The organism is Dasania marina DSM 21967 (assembly GCF_000373485.1).
GTDB classification, from domain to species: Bacteria; Pseudomonadota; Gammaproteobacteria; order Pseudomonadales; family Dasaniaceae; genus Dasania; species Dasania marina.
This window is the reverse complement of the sequence record NZ_KB891585.1, coordinates 121,824-145,182: the sequence shown is the minus strand read 5'-3', so window position 1 is coordinate 145,182 and position 23,359 is coordinate 121,824. Positions and strand designations below refer to the sequence as shown.

Sequence of the window (23,359 nt, the reverse complement as noted above, 5' to 3'; positions counted from 1 at the left end):
ACCAATGAGTTAACTTAACCTACAAAATACTTATTAATAGTGAATATGTCTAATTATTAATGAAATTAACCACATAATAACAATCATTCCCTAAGCCATCCCCCCTATACTTTCAGCCATCGAATACAGCAACCCGTTGAGCCAGCACCATGACAACTAAACAAGCAACTAAACCAGACAGCCATACTAACACTCAGGTTATTCCCGCCTTTAACCATAAAAAGTATCGCCCCTATGCACCGGTAGCTATGACGCAGCGGCAGTGGCCCGATAAGCAAATCACGCAAGCGCCGCTGTGGTGCAGTGTCGATTTGCGCGATGGCAACCAGGCTCTTATAGACCCCATGACCCCAGCGCAAAAACACCAGCTATTCGATTTGCTGGTAGCCATAGGGTTTAAAGAAATAGAAGTAGGCTTTCCCGCCGCCTCACAAACCGATTTTGATTTTGTGCGCGAATTAATAGAGCAAAATAAAATCCCCGACGATGTGCGCATTCAAATATTAACACCCGCCCGCGAGGCCTTAATTAAACGCTCTTTTGCAGCCCTACAAGGTTGTAACAAAGCCATAGTGCATTTGTATAACTCTACCTCTAAGGTGCAGCGTGAGCAGGTTTTTCAGCTAGATAAGCCAGGCATCATTGCTATAGCGGTAAGTGGCGCGCAGTTAATTAAAGAGCAGGCTAAACACTACCCAGCCACCGACTGGCAGTTTGAGTATTCGCCCGAAAGCTTTACCAATACCGAATTAGATTTTGCAGTAGAGATTTGTAATGCAGTGATAGACGCATGGCAGCCTAGCCCTGAAAATAAGGTGATTATTAATTTGCCAGCCACAGTAGAGGTGAGCACACCCAATATCTATGCTGACCAAATTGAGTGGTTTTGCCAGCACATAAACCAGCGCGAAGCTTTGTCCATAAGCCTACACACTCACAACGATAGAGGCTGTGCCGTCGCTGCTGCCGAGTTAGGCGTAATGGCCGGTGCCGACCGAGTAGAAGGCACCTTAATGGGCAACGGCGAACGCACCGGTAATATGGATGTCATCACCATGGCAATGAACCTTTACAGCCAAGGCATAGACCCCGAACTGGATTTGGCCAATATGGATGAAATCATCCAAACGGTTAAGGCCTGTACCCAATTACCGGTACACCCGCGCCATCCCTATGCCGGCGAATTAGTGTTCACCGCCTTTTCGGGTAGCCACCAAGACGCGATTAATAAATGCCTAAAACATTACGATGGCAGCCAACCTTGGCAGGTGGCCTACTTGCCCATAGACCCGGCCGATTTGGGCCGTAACTATCAAGAGGTAATACGCATCAACAGCCAATCCGGCAAGGCTGGCATCGCCTATGTGATGGAGCAACAGCAAGGCCTGCAATTGCCGCGCTGGTTGCAAATAGAATTCAGTAGCTTGGTACAAGCTGAAGCCGAACGCCAAAAGCGTGAACTCAGCCCCAGTACTATAGCGGCACTGTTTGATCAGCACTACCTACAACAGGATGCTGCTTATCAGTTACAGAGTTACCAGCTCTGCCGCGAGCATGATACAGAACAGTTACAAGCCGTTCTGACTCATAGGGGCCAAGTACTGAATCTTCAACAACAAGGCAGTGGCGCTATAGAAAGTTTTGCCAAGGCTTTGGCTGGCGAGTTAGGCAAAAGCGTGGTGGTGGTAGATTATGCCGAGCACGCTATTGCCAGTACACAGCACAGCGGCAGCAGTGCCGAGGCGGTGTGTTATATACAAGCCAACATCGACGGCCAGCGCGTTTGCGGTGTCGCTAAAAGCCAGGATGTATTAGAAGCCTCAATGCGGGCTATGCTTAATGCGGTTAATCGTTACATCGCCTTGCAACAAACCTTAGCGGCATAGGCTATGCCCTATTCCAGCCCTAGTCACTAGGGCTGAAATATCTAAGATTTGAAGTTTTCGTATATGCCACAGCACGGCTAACCCGCACCATGCTAAAGACTAATCACAGGCCCCAATGGGCTCTAACTATATCCCTAGCTTCCTCGGCGCTATCAACGAATTGAAACAAGGCTAAATCCTGCGCCTCTATCATGCCCTCCTCAACCAGCATCTCAAAATTAATCATACGCCGCCAATAATCACTACCCATTAGCAATACGGGCAGTGGTTTAATCTTACGGGTTTGAATTAAGGTAAGCGTTTCAAATAATTCGTCTAAAGTACCAAACCCCCCAGGGCAAGCCAGCAAGGCTCTTGCACGTTTTAAAAAATGCATTTTCCGTATCGCAAAATAATGAAAATGGAAACATAGCTCTGGCGTTACGTAGGGATTGGGGCGCTGCTCAAAGGGCAGCACGATATTTAAGCCTATGCTTTTACCCCCGGCCTCCATGGCCCCGCGGTTGGCTGCCTCCATAATACCGGGGCCTCCGCCGGTAATAATCATCAAATCGCAATCATCATCGCTGGCGCTATCTTCGGTAATAAGACGGGCAAACTTTCTGGCCTCCTCATAATAAAAGCTATTGCGCAGCATTTTTTCAGCGCCAGCAACTTTTTTGCGTAACTCGATATCATTGGGCTGCAATTCAGCATTGCGCTTAGCTTCCACTAAACGCTGGCCAGCAGTTTCGGCATCAGGGATACGGGCGCTACCAAACACTACCACCGTAGAATGTATGTCTTGTTCATCTAGTAATAAATCTGGCTTTAATAATTCCAGCTGCAAACGCAAAGGCCTAAGCTCATCTCGCAACAAGAAATCGGTGTCGGTATAAGCTAATTTATACGCTGGCGAACTCGTTTGCGGTGTACTGGGGCTTAATTTTGCCGAGCCGGCATCATCTTCCGCCGTTGGGAAAATGTTGGCCGGTTTATAAGGCTTTTTGATGTCTGTCATATATATGCTTATTAGTCAGTCATTTTAAAAAGAAATGGTTTCGCCTTTAGCGGGAATGCTAGCATCCCAAGATTGCTGCTTAAGAAACTCTTGAAAGATTAACTTGGTTTTCTCTTCACCATGCACTAAAAACAATCGGGGACGCGGTTGTGAAAAATGATTAATCCAATCTAATAATTGCGATTGACTCGCATGGGCAGAAAAACCGCCTATGGTGTGCATAGCCGCTTTAACGGCTATTTTTTCACCCGCATGATTAAAAAACTTAGCGCCATCAACCAATGCTCGACCAGGAGTACCCATAGCCTGAAAGCCAACAAATATGACATGGGCATTTCTACGCCATATATTGTGTTTAAAATGATGGCGTATACGACCACCATTACACATGCCACTGCCGGCAATGATAATGGCGCCTGCTTCTATATTATTAAGAGCCATGGATTCTGCCGTGGAAGAAGAATAACGCAGTACGGGTAAAAAACTATGCAGACTATTCGCTGAACCTTGCTTTAACGCCGCCTTATCTTCGCGGTTGTATACATCTTGATAGCGATGATAAATTTCTGTGACCGCTATAGCCATAGGGCTATCTAAATAGACCGCCTGCTGCCTAAGCTTACCTTTTTGATACAATTCGCCTAATCTAAAAATAATTTCTTGGGTGCGACCAACAGCAAAAGAAGGGATTAAAATATTACCGCCATTGATTGAGGCCTGCTCAACTATATCTTCAAATTCCTCTAGGGTTTCTTGCATAGGCCTATGATTGCGATCGCCATAGGTAGATTCTAGTAGTAATACGTCAGCATGCTCTACAACTTCAGGGTCGCGCAATAGCGCCGAACAGCTATTGCCCAAGTCGCCGGAAAAAACCAGTTTTTTCTCAACGCCTTGTTCATTGACAAACACTTCGACTATTGATGAACCTAATATGTGGCCAGCGTCCCGAAAACAAATATCTACACCTGCTGCGATGGTCTTTCTTTGCCCGTAATCGATACCTGCACATAAAGACAAAGTCTTTTCCACATCCTCCAAGTCATACATAGGTTCGATGAGTTTTTTACCCCCCCGCCGCAGGCGCTTATTCTCCCACTCCACATCACGTAACTGTAAAGACACCGCATCCTTTAATAAAATATCTAACAGTTCTGTGGTTGGACGCGTCATATAGATGGATGATTTATAGCCATCCGCGACCAATTTAGGTAAACGCCCGGAATGATCTAAGTGAGCGTGCGATAGCACGACCGCATCAAGCTCAGCCACTGAAAAAGGAAAGGCCTCTAAATTTCCCTCCTCCTCTTCGCGCCGACCTTGAAACAAGCCACAGTCTAATAATATTTTGACCTTATCCGTGGCCAATAAATACGCTGAGCCTGTCACACCTTCAATTGCACCATAAAATGTTATTGTAGCCATGTTAATCTCACCTTTTTATACAGAAATGGGAGGTACGCGCATAGCGCCTAGCTCATCGCGCCTAACTATGCCTTTTAACAATCTGCCTAGAATATCTGAACCACTAATAATTCGTCGCTCATCACCCCAGTACAAAATAATATCGTTATCTATCACATCATCAGTTTGATGCTCCGGGTATACTTTCAGCTCTGACAACACACTACCCAATTGCGCATGTGCATCGGTAACAACTATAGGCTTATGGCAGTAGTCCTGTGCCGATACGGGTAACTTAGCTAGCATACATCTAAGAAAAACATGGGCATTGAGTATAGAATAAGGGCGTTTATGCTCATCAATAATGACTATCCATTTTTTACCTGAACGATGTACAGCCTGTAAAAAAACATCATTTAATTGCGGCGTAAAATCGGGAAACACCGGCAGGCCATTATGTTGTGGTAAATAGATAATACTGCTGGCATCGATTAACTCCCCCATTTCACTGACTGCCACATCATCAATTTTTAAAAAATTTATAGCACCAGTACCTTCTAACAAACTAACATCCGATGTACCTGACTCTATATGTTTGGCGATAACCGCGCGTAAATCTTGTTCACGGAAATAACTTATACCCTCTTTCCCCAACCATTTATCCAACACCAAAGCACAGGGTTTAGCCACTGGATATAAAAGGTACTGATAAAATTTTAGCACTGGCGCCAGCAAGGCCCCCATACGCATAGCGTTACGTGAAAAATATGCCTGCGGCATAATTTCGCCTAAGAAGGTAATTAGCACACTGGAAAATAGAAAAGCCGTTAACCCTGCCATAACTGAATTTGATAACAGGGTTAGTAGCACATTTATAGTCACATTACCCCATAGTATAGTTGCCAATAATAAATTAACATTTTTACGTAAGGCTAAAATAGTTACCGCCGCTGGCGATCCCGATTGCGCCTCTACCTCTAAACGTAGACGACTCACACCCAGCAAAGCCAAATTCAAGCCACTAAACATAGCCGACTGACTAATACAAAATGCAATCCCTAGCCACACCAAACTATCTGTTAAAAACATATCCATAAGTTCTCGCGATAACTATACCGCCTCATTATTGCTTGCCTGTGCTTGCTCTGAAGCTATGACAGCCGATACATCAACAGCGTCGCCATTTTCTATGCTATCAACATCAAGCAAAAGATTGTTTAGTAAAGTTAAGGCTTTAATTAATTGAATACACATATGACGTTTATCGCTATTAACATCTATGAGTTCAATAACAACATTAATTTTTAACCTATTTTCTACGCCCGCCAATAACAACAAAGCTTTTACATCATCATAGCTTTGCTCTATGTGAAGTAGTTGCTGTTGGCATATGGACAGTGAAAATTGTGGCGATGAAAAATCAGCACACTCTATAAAACGATAGGCCAACAGATTAAACTGCCGCAGCCCTTCTTTAACACTAGTATCGGTTATAGCCGTAACCAACTGATGATGAGTCGCCAACGCTAAGGCTTGATCACTAGCTGCTAATAAATGTTGATCGGCTCGTAATATTTTTGCCAATTGCTGCGCTATTTCTTTGCTCAACTCGGCGCGCTCTATTTGGCTTATAAATGACGAGGCCGCCGCCGACAATTGATTAACCACCCGCTCATCGTGACTAACGGTATGCAGATTAATGGGCTGTTCGGCCATTACCTTTAGGCCCATACGTTTAATCACAGTGATAACTCTACTTAACTCCAGCACTAAGGCATTGATAGCTAGTACCGGCGTTACCAATATGGTTTTATCTAAGTGTTGCGGCCTTGACTCCACTTCTTCTTGAGTGACAAAGCGTTTTTCTAAAAAATCTGCCAAGCGATTATTGACAGGCAGCATTAACAGCACACCCACGATATTAAACACAGTATGAAACAACGCCAGGGTAACCGCGGGTATAGACTCCAAACCTAATAAATCACTGCTGGACTGCACCAACCAAAATAGCAGCGGCAATATCATTAAGGCCACCACACCAGCACCCACATTAAAAATAATATGTGCACTGGCTACCCGTTTAGCGTTCGCAGTTGCCCCTATCACCGCAATAGCTGCGGTAGAGGTAGTGCCTACATTGGCCCCTATTACCATAGCCGCAGCCGCATATAATCCCAATACGCCGCCAGTTGCCGCCGTTAGCGTAATCGCTATAGCCGCACTGGATGATTGCGTGAGCACCGTAATCAAAAAACCTATGGCCACATACAGCAACACGCCGCTAATACCCTGCACGGTAAGTTGATTAAAATCTATCGTCGACACTAAGCCATCAAAGGCATCTTTTAATACATCTATACCTAGAAAAAACAAACCAAAGCCTACTAGCGCCAACCCCAAAGGGGCGCGCTTGCTTTCACCTCCTGTCAATCGCAACAACATGCCTACACCAATAATGGGCAAGGCAAAAGCGTCAATATTGAGTTTAAAACCCACTACCGCCACCAGCCAACCGGTCATAGTGGTGCCTAAGTTAGAGCCGTAAACCACGCCCAAAGCGCGGCGCATAGAAATGATACCGGCATTAACAAAACCTATAGTCGCCACAGTAACCGCACTGGAAGATTGCACTATGGCGGTAATCGCTAAGCCGGTAAAAATGCCGTGCACAGGGGTACGCGTCCAGCGCGCCAAAATATCTCGCAGCGATTGCCCCGCCGCTGCTTGCAAGCCATCGGTCATCATCCCTACGGCTAACATAAACAAACCTAAGCCGCCTGCTAGCATCCCTATAATTAGTAAATAATGTTGCATGTCGTTCTTTCTTTAATAGCTATGTTTTGTAAAATAGTAATAATCATTAATAAGGCCACACCCAATCATTTTCCTCAGGCTTATCTACGCCATGCTCGTGGGCATAGTGGCAGCAGTCAATTTGCTTATCGCGTAGCTTTTGTTTGGCGTGTGCACCTATCACTTGCAAACGCGGCACTCTATCAATCACATCCATCGCTAAACTAAATCTATCAATGTGATTATCTATAGCCAATTCTAAAGGTGTATTGATATTGCCACGCTCTATGTAACCTCGCACATGTAGGTTTTGATTATGACGCCGGTAAGCTAACCTATGTATCAACCAGGGGTAACCGTGAAAGTTAAAAATAACCGGTTTATCTATGGTAAATAAACTATCAAAGTCACTGTCACTTAAACCATGGGGATGTTCTTCTGCTGGGGTCATACGAAATAAATCGACGACATTGATAAAACGAATTTTTAAATCCGGGAAATACTCGCGCAATAAGGCTGTTGCCGCCAAGGCCTCTTTGGTCGGTATGTCACCACAACCTGCTATCACCACATCGGGCTCCACGCCATTGTCATTACTGGCCCACTGCCAAATACCTAAGCCTTTGGTGCAGTGTTTAATGGCAGCGTCTTTATCTAAATACTGCACATGCATTTGCTTGTCACACACAATCACATTGATATCGTTATGGCTGCGCAAGCAGTGATCGGCGGTAGATAACAAACAGTTAACATCCGGGGGTAAATAAATACGGGTTACTTGCGGGCTTTTATTGACTACTAAATCTAAAAACCCTGGGTCTTGATGGGTAAAGCCATTGTGATCCTGTCGCCACACGGTAGAGGTAATTAATAAATTAATCGACGCTATAGGCGCACGCCAGGGCAGTTCTTCACAAATAGCCAACCATTTAGCATGCTGGTTATACATAGAGTCTATAACATGTACAAAAGCCTCGTAGGTGGCAAAAAAACCATGCCTACCGGTTAACACATAGCCTTCCAGCCAGCCTTCTAAGGTGTGTTCAGACAACATTTCCAGCACCCGGCCATCGGGGCTTAGCTCACCGCCTTCGTCATCTTCGGGCAAATAATCTGCCAGCCATAATTTTTTACTGACTTCATAAATTGCATCCAGTTTATTAGAGCTGTTTTCATCGGGGCCAAATACGCGAAAATTATTGCTATTTAAAGCCATAATATCCCTAAGCATACAGCCCAAAGGTTTGGTATTCATGGCACTGGTTTTAGCGGGCTTGGTAACCGCTATCATATAGTCGCGAAAGTCGGGCATGACTAAATCCCTACGCAACACGCCGCCATTGGCATGCGGGTTGGCACTCATACGTCGCTGGCCTTTAGGGGCTAACGCTTTTAAGGCGGGAATAAGCTGACCTTGTTGATCAAATAATTGCTCGGGTTTATAACCCTTCAACCAACTTTCTAATTGCTGTAGTTGTTGTTCATCGCTGCGCACGTTGGCTAAGGGCACTTGATGGGCGCGCCAATAACCTTCTACTTTATGGCCATTGGCTTGCTTGGGCCCGGTCCAACCTTTGGGGGAGCGCAGCACTATCATGGGCCAACGCGCCCTAGTGGCTTTGCCACTAACTCTGGCTTGCTGCTGTATCTCTTTAATCTCGTTAATACAACGCTCCATAGTCGCAGCCATTTGCTGGTGCATGGCCATAGGCTCATCGCCTTCAACAAAATAGGGCTGCCAACCATAGCCACAAAATAAATCCTGCAATTCTTGCGGCGAAATTCTCGATAACAACGTGGGATTATTAATTTTATAACCATTTAAATGCAATATAGGCAGCACCGCACCATCGCGTATGGGATGTAAAAACTTATTGGAATGCCATGCTGTCGCCAGTGGCCCGGTTTCAGCTTCACCATCGCCTATAGCCACAGTTACAATCAAATCGGGGTTATCAAAGGCCGCACCAAAGGCATGGGATAAGCTGTAACCCAACTCACCACCTTCGTGTATGGAACCGGGAGTTTCTGGCGTGCAATGGCTGCCTATGCCACCGGGAAATGAAAATTGTTTAAAGAATCGACCCATGCCGGCCTCGTCTTCGCACATACTGGGGTACACCTCGCTGTAGGTACCCTCTAGATATACCGGCGCCAAAACACCCGGCGCACCATGGCCTGGCCCCGCTAAAAAAATGGCATTGAGATCGTATTTATTAATCAAGCGATTCATATGGATATACATAAACGCTAAACCGGGGCTAGAACCCCAGTGCCCTAATAGGCGTTTTTTAATATGCGCCGTGCTTAAAGGCTCACGCAATAAGGGGTTCTCTTGCAAATAAATCATACCCGCCGCTAAATAATTACAGGCGCTCCAATAGGCATGTATGCCTTGTAACTCGGATTCACTTAATACATTTTTAGGCAGGACAGTCTTAATAGTCATCTTTATTATCCTTTTTAGATTCACCGTTAGCATCCAGCTCTAGACAGTGCTGGGCTATCATTAATTCTTCATCAGTAGCAATAACATACACCGCTACCTTGCTATCCCTACTGCTTATACAGCGGGCGTTGTTTAGATTCGCTTGCGCATCCAAGCTAATACCCAACCATGCCAGTTGCTGACACACCCGTTCGCGCAACGGTGCCGAGTGTTGGCCTATACCGGCGGTAAATACCAGCGTGTTAATGCCGCCTATAGCTGCCACCATCGAAGCCAAAGCTAGCACTATGCGATAAATATAATGCGCCACCGCCGCTACTGCATCGGGCTGATCGCTGGCTAATAACACGGCCAAATCAGCGCTAATACCCGATAAACCCAATAAGCCCGACTGGTGATTTAGCAGCTGCTCTAATTGCTCAACTGTCATGGTTTTATTTTTTAATAAATACAATAAGGCACCTGGGTCTATAGCGCCGCTACGTGTGGCCATGGCCAAACCATCCAAGGGAGTGAATGACATGGTGGTCGCGACACTATGTAAATCACGCATAGCACATAAACTAGCACCACTGCCTAAGTGCGCTACCACTACCCGTGCCAAATCTTGTGGCGCGGCAATACTGGGTAATACACTGGCAATATATTGATAGGACAGGCCGTGAAAACCATAGGGCCTAATACCCTGCTCCGTTAATGATTTAGGGATAGCAAAGGTTTGTGCCACAGCGGGCATGCTGCGGTGAAAAGCGGTATCAAAACAGGCCACTTGCCTAACCTTAGGCATATAGCGCTTAACCGTAGCTATGGCTTGTAAGTTATGAATTTGATGTAAGGGCGCTAAAGCCTGTAACTGCTGCAAGCTGGCAAACACCTCATCATTGATGAGCACCGGTGCAGAAAATGCCATACCACCGTGTACCACTCTATGGCCTACCGTAGTCACCGCTAAACCTAGCCCCCTGCTATCAAGAAAATGCAGAATGCGGCTTATGACCGATGAATGATGATCAGCAGACTCATGCTCTTGCCATAACTGTGGACTGCTCTCAGCCGAATAGTGCACGGTGAACTGGTTGTGCTGCTCTACGCGGGTTACCTGCCCTGTTAACACAGGGCTTAAGGTTGCATGGACAACCCGGTACAGTGAAAATTTGGTACTGGATGAGCCCACATTCAGTACCAATATATGCTTGTCCATAATGCACCTTAGTTACCTCAAACCGTTACCACCATGCAACGCCTGTAAGCCCATACGCAAAAATAGCTATGCTAGGGGCCTGCTTATCAATAATAGTCATAAAAACTAACAGCATGATAATGCTATTGGCTAAGCACTCTCTTGAAGTACATCAAATAAGTGTTAATCAGTGATGACTAATAAATAGACCCTAACACACTAGTACTTCTCACCTCCGCGAACTATTGTCCGCTGCTCAGTCATAGACCAAGGACCGTTGCCTTTGCCATAACACGTCATATGCCTACAGACACTACCCCAGCACCTCGTGCAAAACAGAGATGGAATAGTCCTTAATAGTAATGATTATCATTTGCATTAAGATGTTTGGCACGCTAATCTAACCCCATAAGCACCCATCACTAAGGATAAGGAATTACACCATGCGCTTTTTATGTCGCCAGCATCAAGCCCAAACCTTAAACAGCCCACGCCAAGCCATTAGCTACTGGGAAACGTGGATGGCCGATGGCCAACGCTTATACCAGCGCGGCCACTGGCAACAAGCGCATAGCTATTATGGTTGCAGCTTTGAGATCGGTGAGTGGCTACTACAGCAAGTCGATAGCAATGATCATAAAAACACCCTACTCAATTATGCCGAACGCATGATGCTTGCAGGCCACTCGCTAGCACAATGCTATAAGCAATTGCAGCATTATAGTTTGCAGTTAGATATGCTAATTCGAGTACACAACCAGCTCAGCGGCCGCTGTGCAAGGCTGATACAACAACACTGGTTATTGGATAATTATTTGACCATTTCCTGCAATGTCATACAGCAGTTTGGCAGTCGTGAAAAATCGCGACCCAGCCCTCAGCAATGCCAACAGATCAGCGACAAAACCACTGCCCTGCAACCGACTAATAGCCTATTTTGGGCCGACAGCCACTGAGGAGAAAAAGGTGAATAATCAGCAAGCTAACCAACTACCCCAGCGTATTAATATTGCGATTGATGCCGACAGCTTAGTGAAGGTTTTAGCGACGGGCAGTATTACCGTCAGTGAGATGAAAGGTTTAGATATGCAGGCCCAGCAATCGCTGCGACGCCTGTGTTTAGAGGCCTGCTTATAAGGCTACGCCCTGAGCCTGATTACCGCCCTGCTGTTGAGCACGATGTAGCACTTCTTCAACTTCAGTAACCAACAGTTTATAGTCTTGATCTTGGGTGGGGTCTATAGAGGCTACGCCCACACTCACCGTCACTATATCGGAGCAATCGGAATATTCGTGTATTAAATCCAGCGCCGCCACCGCTTTACAGATATTTTCGGCTACTCGCAGGGCATTTTCAAACTCTGTGCCGGGTAACAGCACCACAAACTCATCGCTATCAAAGCGCGCCACCACATCGGCGGCCCGCAGGCAGTTGTTTTCTATGACCTTAGCAATACGCTTTAAACAATTGTCACCTACGCCTGCACCATAGTGGTGGTTGAAGGCGGTGAAGGCATCGACATCTATCATGATTAAAGCTAAAGCATTAAATTCACGGCAACAGCGACGCCACTCTATATCGATAGCTTCTTCAAAATAATAACGATTGGGTACGGCGGTAAGCGCATCCAAACGCGCTATTTCAGTTAACTGGTCGGTACGTGCTTTTAACGCGTAGAGAGAGTGCACCCGTGCCTCGAAAACAGTTGCCGTGGCATGACCTAAGTCTATGTAATCGATAGCGCCTGCGGCTATGGACTGGTCTTGCATTTGCTCTGAACCATAACGGCCCACAGCTAAAATGGGTAGCTCACGCAACGCGTCCATCGCGCGCAGCTGAGCACAGTCTTCGGCTAGAGTGTCGGTATATACCACCAGCATCTCTATACGCTTTCTGTCAGCGGCCAAACGTTGTAACTCATCCAAGTTTTCAGCATTCAGCAAATTAAACTCGTCTTCTAGCTTGTCCGTCATTAGCGCTTCGGCTTGAGCCGCTGGCGCTAAAATCACTATTAGCGGTCTGTTTATCATGGAGCAACTAGCCTTTGATAAGAAATTTCATCATTGTCACTATTAACAATAGCTTAGAGTAGTTAAGCAAAAATACTAGCAATGCTTACACTAGCTTATAGGTGCTATGCCAGCAGCCCGACGAACTTTTTCCATTAATGGTTTTGCGCTAGCTCTAGCTTTGGCCGCGCCTTTTTGCAATTCTTGCTCTATAAAAGCGCCATCGGCCATCAGCGCCTCATAACGTTCTCTAGCGGCACTTACCTGCTCATTGATTAAAGCAAATAATTCTTTTTTAGCCTGCCCCCACGCTATACCCTGGGCAAATTGCTCGCGCATATATTGCTGCTGTTCAGTATTGGCAAAAGCCTGCCAAATAGCAAACACAGCAGAATCGTTAGGGTCTTTAGCTTCACCGGGCTCCAGCAAATTGGTTTTGATTTTGTTGATATGTTTTTGCAGTTTTTTCTCGGGCAAAAACAAGGGTATGGTGTTGTTGTAGCTCTTACTCATTTTGCGGCCATCTAAGCCGCTAAGTATGGCACCGTCCTCACCCACCACCGCTTCGGGTAAGGTGAAGACCTCTTGCTTGTAGTGGTGATTGAATTTCTGGGCGATATCTCTGGCCATTTCTATATGTTGAACTTGATCTTTGCCCACGGGAATTTTTTCGCCGTTAAACATCAGGATGTCGGCAGCCATTAAAATGGGGTAGTTAAACAAACCCATCATAATGCCCTTGTCTGGGTCTACCCCTTCTTCTTCATTCACTTGCACCGACGCTTTGTAGGCATGAGCGCGGTTCATCAAGCCCTTGGCGGTTAAGCAGGTTAATATCCAACTCAGCTCGGTCACTTCCGGCACATCAGACTGGCGATAAAAGGTGGTGTTATCAGTATCTAAACCCAAGGCCAGCCAAGTAGCGGCTATCTCTTTGGTGGATTGCTGCACCTTGGCGGGGTCGCCACATTTGATTAAGGCATGATAATCCGCCAAGAAAAAGTAAGCATCGATATCAGCACTGCGGCTGGACTCTATCGCTGGCCGTATTGCGCCTACATAGTTGCCCAAGTGGGGAGTGCCGGTGGTGGTTATACCCGTTAATACGCGTTGCTTAGCCATAGAACTTGCTTACCTAACAGAATGAAAGACTATAAATGATGGCCGCAATGATACAGAGTCAGGCTGGTAGCCGCCATACCCTAGCGCGCTTTGTGGCTAAGCTCGGCCAGCAGGGTTTGATAGCGCGGTTGTAGCTGCTGCCATTGCCAGGCTTGCACCGCAGGCTTAGGTGGAAGCTCTTTATTAAAGGCTATAATTTTTGCCAGCAGCGCCTGCGCCTCTTGTACCACTGATTCTAGCTGTGACCCTAGATGGGAGGCATAGCAGTAATCCGCCGTAAACAACTCGGGGTAGGAAAGCCGATTAGGCACTAAGGGGATGCAACCGCAAGCTACCGCCTCTAAAGCCGATAAGCCTTGAAACTCATGCAAGGCAGTGCTGATAAAAACATCACTGCTTTGCAACACCGTTATATAGTCAGCCCGATTGGCTTGATAACCCACGGCTAGTAAGCGATGCTGGAAGCGCTGTTGAATCTGAGCAAACGCGGCTGGAAGCTGTCTAAATTGTGGCCCTATCAGATTAAGCCGGTAATCTATACCACTAACCTCTAGCAATTCCAACAGGGCTAATAAGCGCTCAGGGCCTTTGTCATACTCCCACCTAGCCGCCCACAACAGGGTTAAAGTCTGCAATTGTTTATGTGGCAGCGGCTGTAAGTCATCGGCTATAGCGACGGGCAGCACCGTGCTTTTAGCCAGCAGTGTCGGCAGTAGTTGTTGCGGCAATTGATCGGGCAGCTTTTTTAGTAGCCGCTCTACCCCGCTAAAAAAACTATCTTGATTCCACTGGCTATTAAAGGCCAGCTTATCGGCCGCCATGGCGCTGTAGAGATTCACCATTTGCGGGTCTACGCTATTGTGTTGCTCCTTTGACGTAGGAAATTCAAATTGGTTTTCATGAAAATATAACAGGCTGGGAGTGACAGCTAAGTGTGGGTGCAGACCTTTTAACGTCGCTAAATCCACCATGGAGGTGGCGACGATTAAGTCATAGCTTTGCGCCAGCTGCGGCGACTCATGCCACGACAAAGGGTTGCCCCGTATACGCCAGCGAAAATATCTATCGGGTAAGCTTAACAGGGTCCAATCAAAATCCGCTAGCTGACTCATCAGGCCGTCACACCAAGCCTTGTGGCTAGTAGTGTGATAGGCCGATAACAGTAAAATCCGCTTCATTAAGCGCTAATAGCTACGCTTTTTTGCTGATAAAACTTTGCCAATAGCTGATACAAATAATGGGCATCCTTAGCCCCTGCCAGCTCGCGTATGGAGTGCATGGCAAAGGTGGGCACACCTATATCCAAGGTTTTAACCCCCAAGTTGCTGGCGGTGATGGGACCTATGGTACTACCACAGGCCATATCGGTACGCACCACAAAGCTTTGCAACGGCACCTCAATTTGTTCGGCCAAGTGCCTCATTAACGCGGCAGTTTCAGAGTTGGTGGCGTAGCGCTGGTTGTGATTGATTTTAATCACCGGCCCCTGGTTCAGTTGTGGGCCATGGTTAGCATCGTGCCTATCGGCAAAATTGGGGTGTATACCGTGGGCATTATCCGCCGACACCATCATCGACCTATCTAAGGCGCGAGTGAGTTGCTCGGTATTAGGTACTAGCCGCTCTAATACCGATTTAAGCATAGGGCCATCGGCACCTGAACTAGAGGCGCTGCCCACTTCTTCGTGGTCGTTACACACTAGCAGTGCATTTTGATCTTTATTGCTTAACAGCGCTTGCATGCCTACATAACAGGACAATAAATTATCCAAGCGCGCGCTGGCTAAAAAGTCCTGCTCTAAGCCGACTATGGCTGGCAACTGGGTATCGTAAAAACTTAATTCGAAATCTAAAACTTTTGCCGCATCGCTGTTAGGCTGTTCTTTTTTGAGCCTAGCTAATAACATAGCGCGAAAATCCTGCTGGCCTTTTTCAGCCTGCATCACTATGGGCGGTATGTCTTTTTGCGGATTAACACTGCGGATGTTGTTAGCTTCTCTATCCAAATGAATCGCTAGGCTGGGGATGATAGCAATCGGTTTGGCGTAATTAATTAGCGCGCTTTTAATATCACCGGCTTTGGTTTTATAGCTTAGCCGGCCCGCTAGGGATAAGTCCCTATCAAACCAAGGGTTTAATAAAGCGCCACCATACACCTCTACCCCCAGTTGAAAATAGCCATTATGGTTTAACTCAGGATTGGGTTTTACTCGCAAACAGGGGCTATCGGTATGCGCGCCCACCATGCGAAATCCCTTTTCTACGTGGCTGCCCGCTAAATTGCTAAAGGCAATAATGGCCGAGCCATTGCGTACCACATAGTAACGCCCCTCAGGCTGCAACTGCCAAGCCTCAGCCTCGTTTAAGGCCTCAAAACCTGCCGCCTGTAAACGGCTGGCCATTTCCTGCACCGCATGAAATGGTGTGGGCGATGCGGCGATAAAAGCCATTAAGTCTTTATTAAAGGTGTTGAGTTCTTGCATGGTTAAATCCATTGAGCTGATAAGGCATTCATAAAATAAAAAGATTAAGGGATAAAAGAGCTAAGCATAGTGGCTTACATTTAGGCTCAGACTTAGGCGTAGGTATCGATACCGATGAGTTCTATACCCAGTTGCTGCTCTACGGTGGGCTTATTGCTTTCAAAGGCTCTAATAGCTTGCTGACTACTACGGGGTAGGCTTTGGTCTATATCGTTAGCACTACGGCTGGCGGCTATGGCACGAGCTAGCTCTTGCCGGCGCTGTAACTGTAACTCGCTATCCGACTCACTAATAGTCGGCGGCACGTCCGCCTGATTAGGCTGCTGCCGTTGTGGTGCATCACGCAATACCCGCTGGGCGTTATCACTAACGCGGGGTATTTGCGGGCTAATAGTAGAGTTAGCAATTTGCACGGGGTTAACACTCGCTTAACAAACGGTCTGGGCAATTAGTCTAAACAACGAATCTAACAAATAATCAAAGCGCCATTATAGGCTTAGCCAGCACTTATAGCCATAACATCAGTAGTAGGCCTGCCCCTAAGATTAGGCGATAAATCACAAAAGGCATCATGCCTATACGATCGATTAACTTGAGAAAATAATAGATGCAGAGGTAGGCCGTTACCGCCGATAACAAGGCACCACTGATAATCTCACCCCAGGGCACTGCCGTTTCGGCACTGATTAGCTGTAGCGTTTTTAAGCCACCGGCTGCCACGATTATGGGTATGGATAATAAAAATGAAAATCGCGCTGATGACTCGCGGTTAAATCCCAGCAGTAAAGCAGCGGTAATAGTAATACCTGAGCGAGAGGTACCCGGTATTAAGGCCAGCGCCTGGGCGAAACCTATGATTAAAGCCACGCGCCAGCTAATACTGAGTAGCGTTTTGCTTTGTGCGCCGATTTTGTCGGCCCAACCCAATAACAAACCAAACACGATGGTGGTGGTGGCCACTACCGCCATACCACGCAAATGTTGCTCTATAAAACTGTCGGCCGCTAATCCGATTAGCCCCGCGGGTAAGGTCGCCAACAACACACACCAAGCTAAACGACTGTCGTCTGTAGCGGGCCGCCCCACTACATTGCCACACCAGGCCTGCATTAAATTAACAACATCTTTGCGAAAATACAGCAGCACCGCCATTAATGAACCCACATGCACCGCCACATCAAAGGCTAGGCCCTGATCGGGCCAGCCCAATAATTCTTTCGGTAAGAGCAAATGGCCAGAACTGGATATAGGTAAAAACTCGGTAAAGCCTTGCACTATGGCCAGTAAAATAATCTGTACTTCATCCACTGCTAGGTCACTCCCTGCATTATTGTTGTGGCTTATTTGTTTAGGATTTAAGCTTTAGGGTTTGTGCTATTGATCAGCGATTTTTTTCCAGGCCACTTGGTCACGTATATAGGTGGGCTGGGCCTGATCGGCGGCGCAGTAATGGCCAGCCTGATACTGCGCTAGGGCTAAGCTGGCGACGGCTGAGGCGCGGGGTAGTAATTGATCGTTGCAGTACCCTAGACCCTGATAGTCCATCGCTTGCCTATACTGCCAACCACTGCCTACCGCAGCAAAGTTATTCAGCGCTGATGGCTGGATGAAATCTTGCGGCGCGTTTAATTGCTCATCGATGATAGGCTGCATGAGGCCCTGCTCACAGCGATAGGCGCACCAGTATATCTCACTCATTCGAGCATCGATGCTGGCAATAACAGGCTGCGCGGCGGTTACTTCCCCCAAATCCAAGGCGGTTTGCGCCAATGCCTGTAATGAGGAAACCGGTATCACCGGTACATCAGCACCATAGGCTAAGCCCTGCACTAGGCCTAAGCATATGCGCAGGCCAGTAAACGAACCCGGCCCTTTGCCAAAGGCTATGGCATCTAGCTGCTTTATGCTGATGCCAGCCTCTGCTAATAGTTGATCGACCATGGGTAGCAATCGCTGGCTATGCTCTCTGGGGGCCAATTCATACAGCGCCAATGGCGGCATAGGCTGGTCGCCCTCGCTGAGCTTATCGCTATCCAGTAAGGCAACCGAGCAGGCTTCTGTGCTGCTATCAACGGCAAGTATTTTCATAAATTAATTCGTGCTGGCTGGGTCGTTATTAACATGTAGGTCATTAACAAGTGGATGATTAAAAAACACGTCTAGCTGTTCTAGGCTAGAACACTGTGGCAGCCCCGGTATGCTATCAATAAAACGCTGACCGTAGGACTTAGTGTGCAGTCTATTATCGGCCAGCATTATAACGCCCTTATCCCCTACTCGTCGCAATAATCTGCCACAACCTTGACGGAATTTGATAATTGCCTCAGGCAACATAAATTCGTTAAAGCTATCCACCCCATGCTGTTGTAAATAATGGCTGCGTAATTTCGTTAAAGGATCAGTGGGCGAGCTAAAGGGAAGTTTATCCATCACCACTGCTGATAGGGGCGCACCTGATAAATCTACCCCCTCCCAAAAAGCGCCGGTAGCTAATAAGATACCCTGGGGTAAGGCAATAAATTGTTTTAGTAGCGCATAATTATCCGCGCCACCCTGCTCAGTTTTGGCCTGCTGTAAAAGCTGCCTATGCGGCGGTAAAGCTAATTGCTCAGCAACTGTGTTTAAGGCGCGATAACTGCTGAACAACACTAACACCCGGCCTGGGCACAGGGCGACAAACTCAGCTAGCCGTTGGCAAAACTCCGTATAAAAACCACACTGCTCAGGGCTGTGCTGCATAGCTGGTAAATATAAACGCGCCTGCTGCTGAAAATCAAAAGGGCTGGCTAAGCGATAGGACTGCTGCGAGTTTAAGCCGGTGCGCCGTAACACCATTTCATCAGCCAGTAGTGGCTGCTCTGTTGCTGCGCAGCTAGACAGCGTTGCTGAGGTAAGTATCCAGCTATGCTGCGGATAGGCCGCTATGGTTTTTTGTAAGTTATCCAATACATGCACTGGCGTATTTTGTATCACAAAGCCACGACCTTGTTTTTGTACCCAACATAAACCTTCAGCAGAGAGTATGGCCAGTAAAGCGTTATGCAGCTGTTGAGCTTGGGTCGCCAATAAACTCAATTGATAATCACGCTCTTTGGCGATGGTAAACCATGGCAATAAGTGGCTAAAAATTTGTAGCACTTGCTGCACCACGCGAACATGCGCGGCACGCTGGTACGGTATGCTGGTTGGTAACTGCGCAGGCAAGTCACTTAGCCATTGTGTTAATTGGCCGAGATAGCGTTGTATGCTGGCATCTTCAGCAGTACAACGCTGGCAGGTACTTAACAGTTGCCGTATAAATTGCCGCAGCTGACGGCTACTCACTCTATGCTCGGAAAATTGTTGCGCTAATGCGAGTAAACGATGCGCCTCATCCACTATCACCGTCTGTGCTTGCTTAATAAGCGTGCGGCTAGCAGCACTTTCATCACTGAGTAATAGGCTGTGATTCACAATCACCACATCGGCATGTTCAGCGCGGCGACGCGCTTTAAACAAAGGACAGGCTTTAAAATCTGGGCAGCGCTCAGCTAAACACTCCTCGGCAGCACAGCTGACATAAGAACGCAGGTTAGCAGGTATAGCTAACACACTAATATCGCCCTGCCCGCTTTCCCGCAGCTGTTGGTAAATATGACTAAGCTGTCTTTGCCGCTGCTGCGCAGCAGCGCTTTTGGTCTCAGCCTGTATATGCTTTTTTATATAGTAGGGACACAAATAATTACTGCGCCCTTTTAAGAGTGCAATGCTGCGGTTTAAGCCTAAGCACTGTTGCACTTGTGGAATATCACGCAAATACAATTGCTGTTGTAGGTAGTGGCCGGCGGTGGATATCAGCGTTTTTTTGCCACTTAGCAAGGCCGGTATAACATAGCCCCAGGTTTTTCCTAAACCGGAAGGGGCCTCAATAACATAGTTTTGCTGCTGGTTAATGGCCGCCGCAACCCGCTCAACCATTTGCTGCTGGCCTGGTCTGGCAACGAAGTCACTAATATGCTGTGCAAATAGCCCCTGTTCGCCTAGCAGTGAGGAATAGTCTGTAGCGTTTTTCACAGGGATAATGAACTACCGTTATAACTGTTGATGATGATTTGTCGAGCTGGGGCTATTTCGGTGTAGACTAAGGCCCGACATATTTATGACCACAAGTTTACGGTAAATTGATGAAAATTGATCGCAAAAATATTAGCGCTATCATTTTGGCTGGCGGCCAAGGCAGCCGCTTTCAGCATAGAGATAAAGGCTTGATACTGTGGCAAGAACAACCCTTGGTGAGCCATGTTATTAATCAAATACGTGAACAAGTCAGCGATATTGTGATTAGCTGCAACCGCAACATCGAGCAATATCAACAATATGGCTACCCCTGCATCAGCGATCAATTAGCTGATTATCAAGGGCCGCTGGCCGGCATCGCCAGTTGCCTACCTCATATTAAAACCGAGTATTGCTTGGTTTGCCCCTGCGATAGCCCCATTTTGCCCAAGGATTTAGTCACTAGACTGGCCGATACCCTGCTTAGCAGCGATGGCGACATTAGCTATGTTGATGACGGCGAACAAGGCCAATACTTGCTTTGCCTAATGAAAACATCGCTAGCCGCTAGCTTGCAGGCTTATTTAAGGCAAGGCGAAAGGCGAGTGAGAGCGTGGCAGCAACAACATGTAGCCCATGCTGCTGACTTATCGGATTTAAAAGGGCAGTTTTTCAATATTAATAGCCCTGAACTGCTGGATCAGCTGCGCTAGACTCATTATTTTCATACCGGCAATAAAAAACCCCAGTAGCAAGGCTAGCTGGGGTTTTTGTATAGGCTAAGTATTACTTTTTCTTAGCGGCTTTGCGCTTAGCTGCCTTTTTCTTGGCTGGCTTCTTGGCTGCGGCCTTTTTCTTGGGGGCCGCTTTTTTCTTCGCGGCTACTTTTTTCTTAGGAGCTGCTTTTTTCTTCGCCGCGGCCTTTTTCTTAGGGGCTGCTTTTTTCTTGGCAGCGGCCTTTTTCTTAGGTGCGACTTTCTTCTTCGCCTTAGCAACAGCTTTTTTCGCGGCAGCTTTGGCTTTAGCCGCGGCCTTGCGCTCGGCAGCCTTGGCTTTGGCAGCGGCTTTACGCTCCGCTATTTTGGCCTTAGCGGCCACTTTCCTAGCTAGTACCTTCGCTTTAGCAGCGGCCTTGCGCTCAGCCGTAGCAATTTTAGCGGCCTCCTTCTTAGCTGCTGCTGCGGCCTTGGCCTTTAACTTCTTAGCTAATGCGGCTAATCGCTTCTTATTAGCTGCGACGCGTTTTTTCACCCAATTGGCTTCATAGGCTTTAACCGCTTTGGCCAGTGCCGCACTGTCAGCTGCGGCTTGTGCTGCTGCGCGGCTTGCTAACGTAGCCTCTACCGCGGCTACTGCTGCTTTAGCCTTAGCATCTGACTTGGCTTTAGTAAGCCTGAGTTTTGCATCAGCAGATTTAGCCCGTAATGCTTTGATTTTAGCTGCTGCCTTAGCAGTAGCCGCTCTAGCACGCTTAGCGGCATTTTTATCTGCTGCTTTGCCTGATTTTGCTGCCTTCTTCTTAGCAGCTACCGCTTTCTTCTGTAAAGAAGATTGGCTTTTCTGCTCGCCGTCTATGGATTTAGTCAGCTTAGCCATGGCCTCTTGCGCTTTCGCAACCGCAGGGGCTAATACAGCAGACTTAGCTGGTGCTTTTTTTGCTGCAACCCGTTTCTTCGCAGCAGGCTTTCTCTTTGCTTTTGCTTTGGGCATTTTGCTTTCTCCTCAACAATGGCCTTGTGCGTTACAACAGTTTCTTATGGATTGATTAATTTTATTAAATAAGAAACAAGCACATATTTTTAAAATCCACTTAATACTTAGTCTAAAAACCCATATTTCTAAAGTTTTTTTTGTTTTTTTAACGTTTTTTTCACTTTTTTTTAAAGAAAAGTGACTTTTTTTTAAAAAATCAGGGTTGAAGTTGGGAAATAAGGATTTTTGCTCCCGCATCTTATAAAAATGTATTTTACAAACCAGCGCTGATTTTAAAAATAATAGCTATGACATTTCCTTTTTATAGCATCGTCAATTACAAGCAAGCAGCTTTTGAAAACGAATAATTAACCCCAAAAAATTAAAAACATCAGCTATACGCAAGCTTATATAATCGATTTAGCGACAATAAAAAAAGGCTCCCTAAGGAGCCTTTTTTTATTGTGTGTGTCGAAAAAGACAACACTTTATGTCGCGGTTTAGCTGGATAGTGCCGCCAGTACTTTATTACGTATATCGTCAACACTGCCCACGCCGGCTACGCAATGGTATTTTGAGCCTATCTCATCTGACTTAGCTTGATAAAAAGCCACTAAAGGTGCTGTTTGATCATGGTAGATTTCTAAACGCTTGCGCACAGTATCTTCATGGTCATCTTCACGCTGAATTAAGACCTCACCGGTTTCGTCGTCCACACCTTCTTGTGCTGGCGGGTTAAATACCAGGTGATAAACACGCCCTGATGCCTCGTGAACTCGACGGCCGCTCATGCGTGAAATAATTTCTTGATCAGCAACCGATATCTCTAATACATGATCTATCGCAACACCCGCCTCTTGCAGTGCTTCAGCTTGCGGTATGGTTCTAGGGAAACCATCAAATAAGAAGCCGTTTTTACAATCTGGCTGAGCAATACGCTCTTTGATGATACCGATGATAATGTCGTCTGACACTAAACCGCCGCTGGCCATAACAGCTTTTACCTGCAAACCCATTTCGGTTTCTGCTTTCACCGCTGCGCGCAGCATGTCACCAGTGGAGATTTGCGGTATTGCAAATTTCTCGCAAATAAACTGCGCCTGGGTACCTTTACCGGCACCGGGTGGTCCTAACAAAATAGCTCGCATAGGGATTGCTCCTAAAAAATAAATAAACCTGTAAAGCCTACATACGGCCAGAATAATCTTTTGATTGGCAAATAAGGCGCACAACCTTACACATCTAGCCAAGCAAGCTCAAGCGGATTCAGGCTAGGCAGTAAAAAGGCGGTCAAATTTTAGCCAAA

Annotated in this window: 20 protein-coding genes; 4 read left to right on the top strand and 16 right to left on the bottom strand. The window is 46.8% G+C overall.

From position 1 onward, the window contains the following. Nucleotides 1–149 precede the first annotated feature (149 nt). Entirely contained in the window at nt 150–1,886 is a 1,737-nt protein-coding gene (gene leuA / locus B067_RS0110195) for a 2-isopropylmalate synthase (RefSeq protein ID WP_019529983.1), read from the top strand. 103 nt (nt 1,887–1,989) lie between these two features. Here leuA and B067_RS0110190 read toward each other — a convergent pair whose 3' ends face one another. From B067_RS0110190 to B067_RS0110165, 6 genes are read right to left on the bottom strand one after another with little or no spacing between them, the layout of a single operon-like run. Further along, complete coding sequence (locus tag B067_RS0110190; RefSeq protein ID WP_019529982.1) at nt 1,990–2,886, bottom strand: LOG family protein; 897 nt, start codon at nt 2,884–2,886, stop codon at nt 1,990–1,992. Between the two features lie 24 nt (nt 2,887–2,910). Then, a complete protein-coding gene (locus B067_RS0110185) occupies nt 2,911–4,311 on the bottom strand; it encodes an MBL fold metallo-hydrolase RNA specificity domain-containing protein (protein WP_019529981.1) in 1,401 nt (466 codons plus the stop codon). Between the two features lie 15 nt (nt 4,312–4,326). After that, nucleotides 4,327–5,385 (bottom strand): DUF21 domain-containing protein, encoded by a 1,059-nt coding sequence (locus B067_RS0110180; RefSeq protein WP_019529980.1) that lies wholly within the window; start codon nt 5,383–5,385, stop codon nt 4,327–4,329. 15 nt (nt 5,386–5,400) lie between these two features. Then, entirely contained in the window at nt 5,401–7,104 is a 1,704-nt protein-coding gene (locus B067_RS0110175) for a Na/Pi cotransporter family protein (protein ID WP_019529979.1), read from the bottom strand. A gap of 46 nt (nt 7,105–7,150) precedes the next feature. After that, nucleotides 7,151–9,532 (bottom strand): phosphoketolase family protein, encoded by a 2,382-nt coding sequence (locus tag B067_RS0110170; protein WP_019529978.1) that lies wholly within the window; start codon nt 9,530–9,532, stop codon nt 7,151–7,153. Beyond that, nucleotides 9,522–10,733, bottom strand: a complete 1,212-nt coding sequence (locus tag B067_RS0110165; RefSeq protein WP_019529977.1) for an acetate/propionate family kinase — start codon at nt 10,731–10,733, stop codon at nt 9,522–9,524. The genes B067_RS0110170 and B067_RS0110165 overlap by 11 nt, the downstream gene beginning before the upstream one ends. Nucleotides 10,734–11,155: 422 nt before the next feature. Here B067_RS0110165 and B067_RS0110155 point away from each other — a divergent pair, with 422 nt between their 5' ends. Both B067_RS0110155 and B067_RS21835 read left to right on the top strand, forming a co-directional pair. Then, nucleotides 11,156–11,668, top strand: coding sequence for a hypothetical protein (locus B067_RS0110155; protein WP_019529975.1), 513 nt, complete (start codon nt 11,156–11,158; stop codon nt 11,666–11,668). Between the two features lie 10 nt (nt 11,669–11,678). Beyond that, complete coding sequence (locus B067_RS21835) at nt 11,679–11,849, top strand: hypothetical protein (RefSeq protein ID WP_019529974.1); 171 nt, start codon at nt 11,679–11,681, stop codon at nt 11,847–11,849. Here the strand turns inward: B067_RS21835 and B067_RS20185 are convergent. The 8 genes from B067_RS20185 to B067_RS0110110 form a co-directional block, all read right to left on the bottom strand. Further along, on the bottom strand, nt 11,844–12,743 hold the full coding sequence (locus B067_RS20185) for a GGDEF domain-containing protein (RefSeq protein WP_019529973.1): 900 nt from the start codon (nt 12,741–12,743) through the stop codon (nt 11,844–11,846). The genes B067_RS21835 and B067_RS20185 overlap by 6 nt on opposite strands. 90 nt (nt 12,744–12,833) lie before the next feature. Continuing rightward, nucleotides 12,834–13,844, bottom strand: coding sequence for a tryptophan--tRNA ligase (locus tag B067_RS0110140; RefSeq protein ID WP_019529972.1), 1,011 nt, complete (start codon nt 13,842–13,844; stop codon nt 12,834–12,836). 80 nt (nt 13,845–13,924) lie between these two features. After that, nucleotides 13,925–15,022 carry a tRNA-queuosine alpha-mannosyltransferase domain-containing protein gene (locus B067_RS0110135; protein WP_019529971.1) on the bottom strand — a complete coding sequence of 366 codons (1,098 nt, stop codon included), beginning with the start codon at nt 15,020–15,022 and terminating at the stop codon, nt 13,925–13,927. After that, nucleotides 15,022–16,326, bottom strand: coding sequence for a M18 family aminopeptidase (locus tag B067_RS0110130; RefSeq protein WP_156820811.1), 1,305 nt, complete (start codon nt 16,324–16,326; stop codon nt 15,022–15,024). The genes B067_RS0110135 and B067_RS0110130 overlap by 1 nt, the downstream gene beginning before the upstream one ends. 92 nt (nt 16,327–16,418) lie before the next feature. Further along, on the bottom strand, nt 16,419–16,739 hold the full coding sequence (locus tag B067_RS0110125; protein ID WP_019529969.1) for a hypothetical protein: 321 nt from the start codon (nt 16,737–16,739) through the stop codon (nt 16,419–16,421). 94 nt (nt 16,740–16,833) lie between these two features. Further along, nucleotides 16,834–17,634 (bottom strand): undecaprenyl-diphosphate phosphatase, encoded by an 801-nt coding sequence (locus B067_RS0110120; RefSeq protein WP_019529968.1) that lies wholly within the window; start codon nt 17,632–17,634, stop codon nt 16,834–16,836. Between the two features lie 66 nt (nt 17,635–17,700). Next, nucleotides 17,701–18,414, bottom strand: a complete 714-nt coding sequence (gene tsaB, locus B067_RS0110115; protein ID WP_019529967.1) for a tRNA (adenosine(37)-N6)-threonylcarbamoyltransferase complex dimerization subunit type 1 TsaB — start codon at nt 18,412–18,414, stop codon at nt 17,701–17,703. A 3-nt stretch (nt 18,415–18,417) separates the two neighbouring features. Beyond that, nucleotides 18,418–20,379 carry an ATP-dependent DNA helicase gene (locus B067_RS0110110; protein WP_019529966.1) on the bottom strand — a complete coding sequence of 654 codons (1,962 nt, stop codon included), beginning with the start codon at nt 20,377–20,379 and terminating at the stop codon, nt 18,418–18,420. Nucleotides 20,380–20,489: 110 nt separating this feature from the next. Between B067_RS0110110 and mobA the strand changes: the two genes are divergently transcribed. Further along, complete coding sequence (gene mobA, locus B067_RS0110105) at nt 20,490–21,074, top strand: molybdenum cofactor guanylyltransferase MobA (RefSeq protein WP_019529965.1); 585 nt, start codon at nt 20,490–20,492, stop codon at nt 21,072–21,074. A 73-nt stretch (nt 21,075–21,147) separates the two neighbouring features. Here the strand turns inward: mobA and B067_RS21265 are convergent, their stop codons facing one another. Further along, on the bottom strand, nt 21,148–22,071 hold the full coding sequence (locus tag B067_RS21265) for a hypothetical protein (RefSeq protein WP_019529964.1): 924 nt from the start codon (nt 22,069–22,071) through the stop codon (nt 21,148–21,150). Nucleotides 22,072–22,553: 482 nt separating this feature from the next. Continuing rightward, nucleotides 22,554–23,201, bottom strand: coding sequence for an adenylate kinase (gene adk, locus B067_RS0110090; protein WP_019529962.1), 648 nt, complete (start codon nt 23,199–23,201; stop codon nt 22,554–22,556). Nucleotides 23,202–23,359 lie beyond the last annotated feature (158 nt).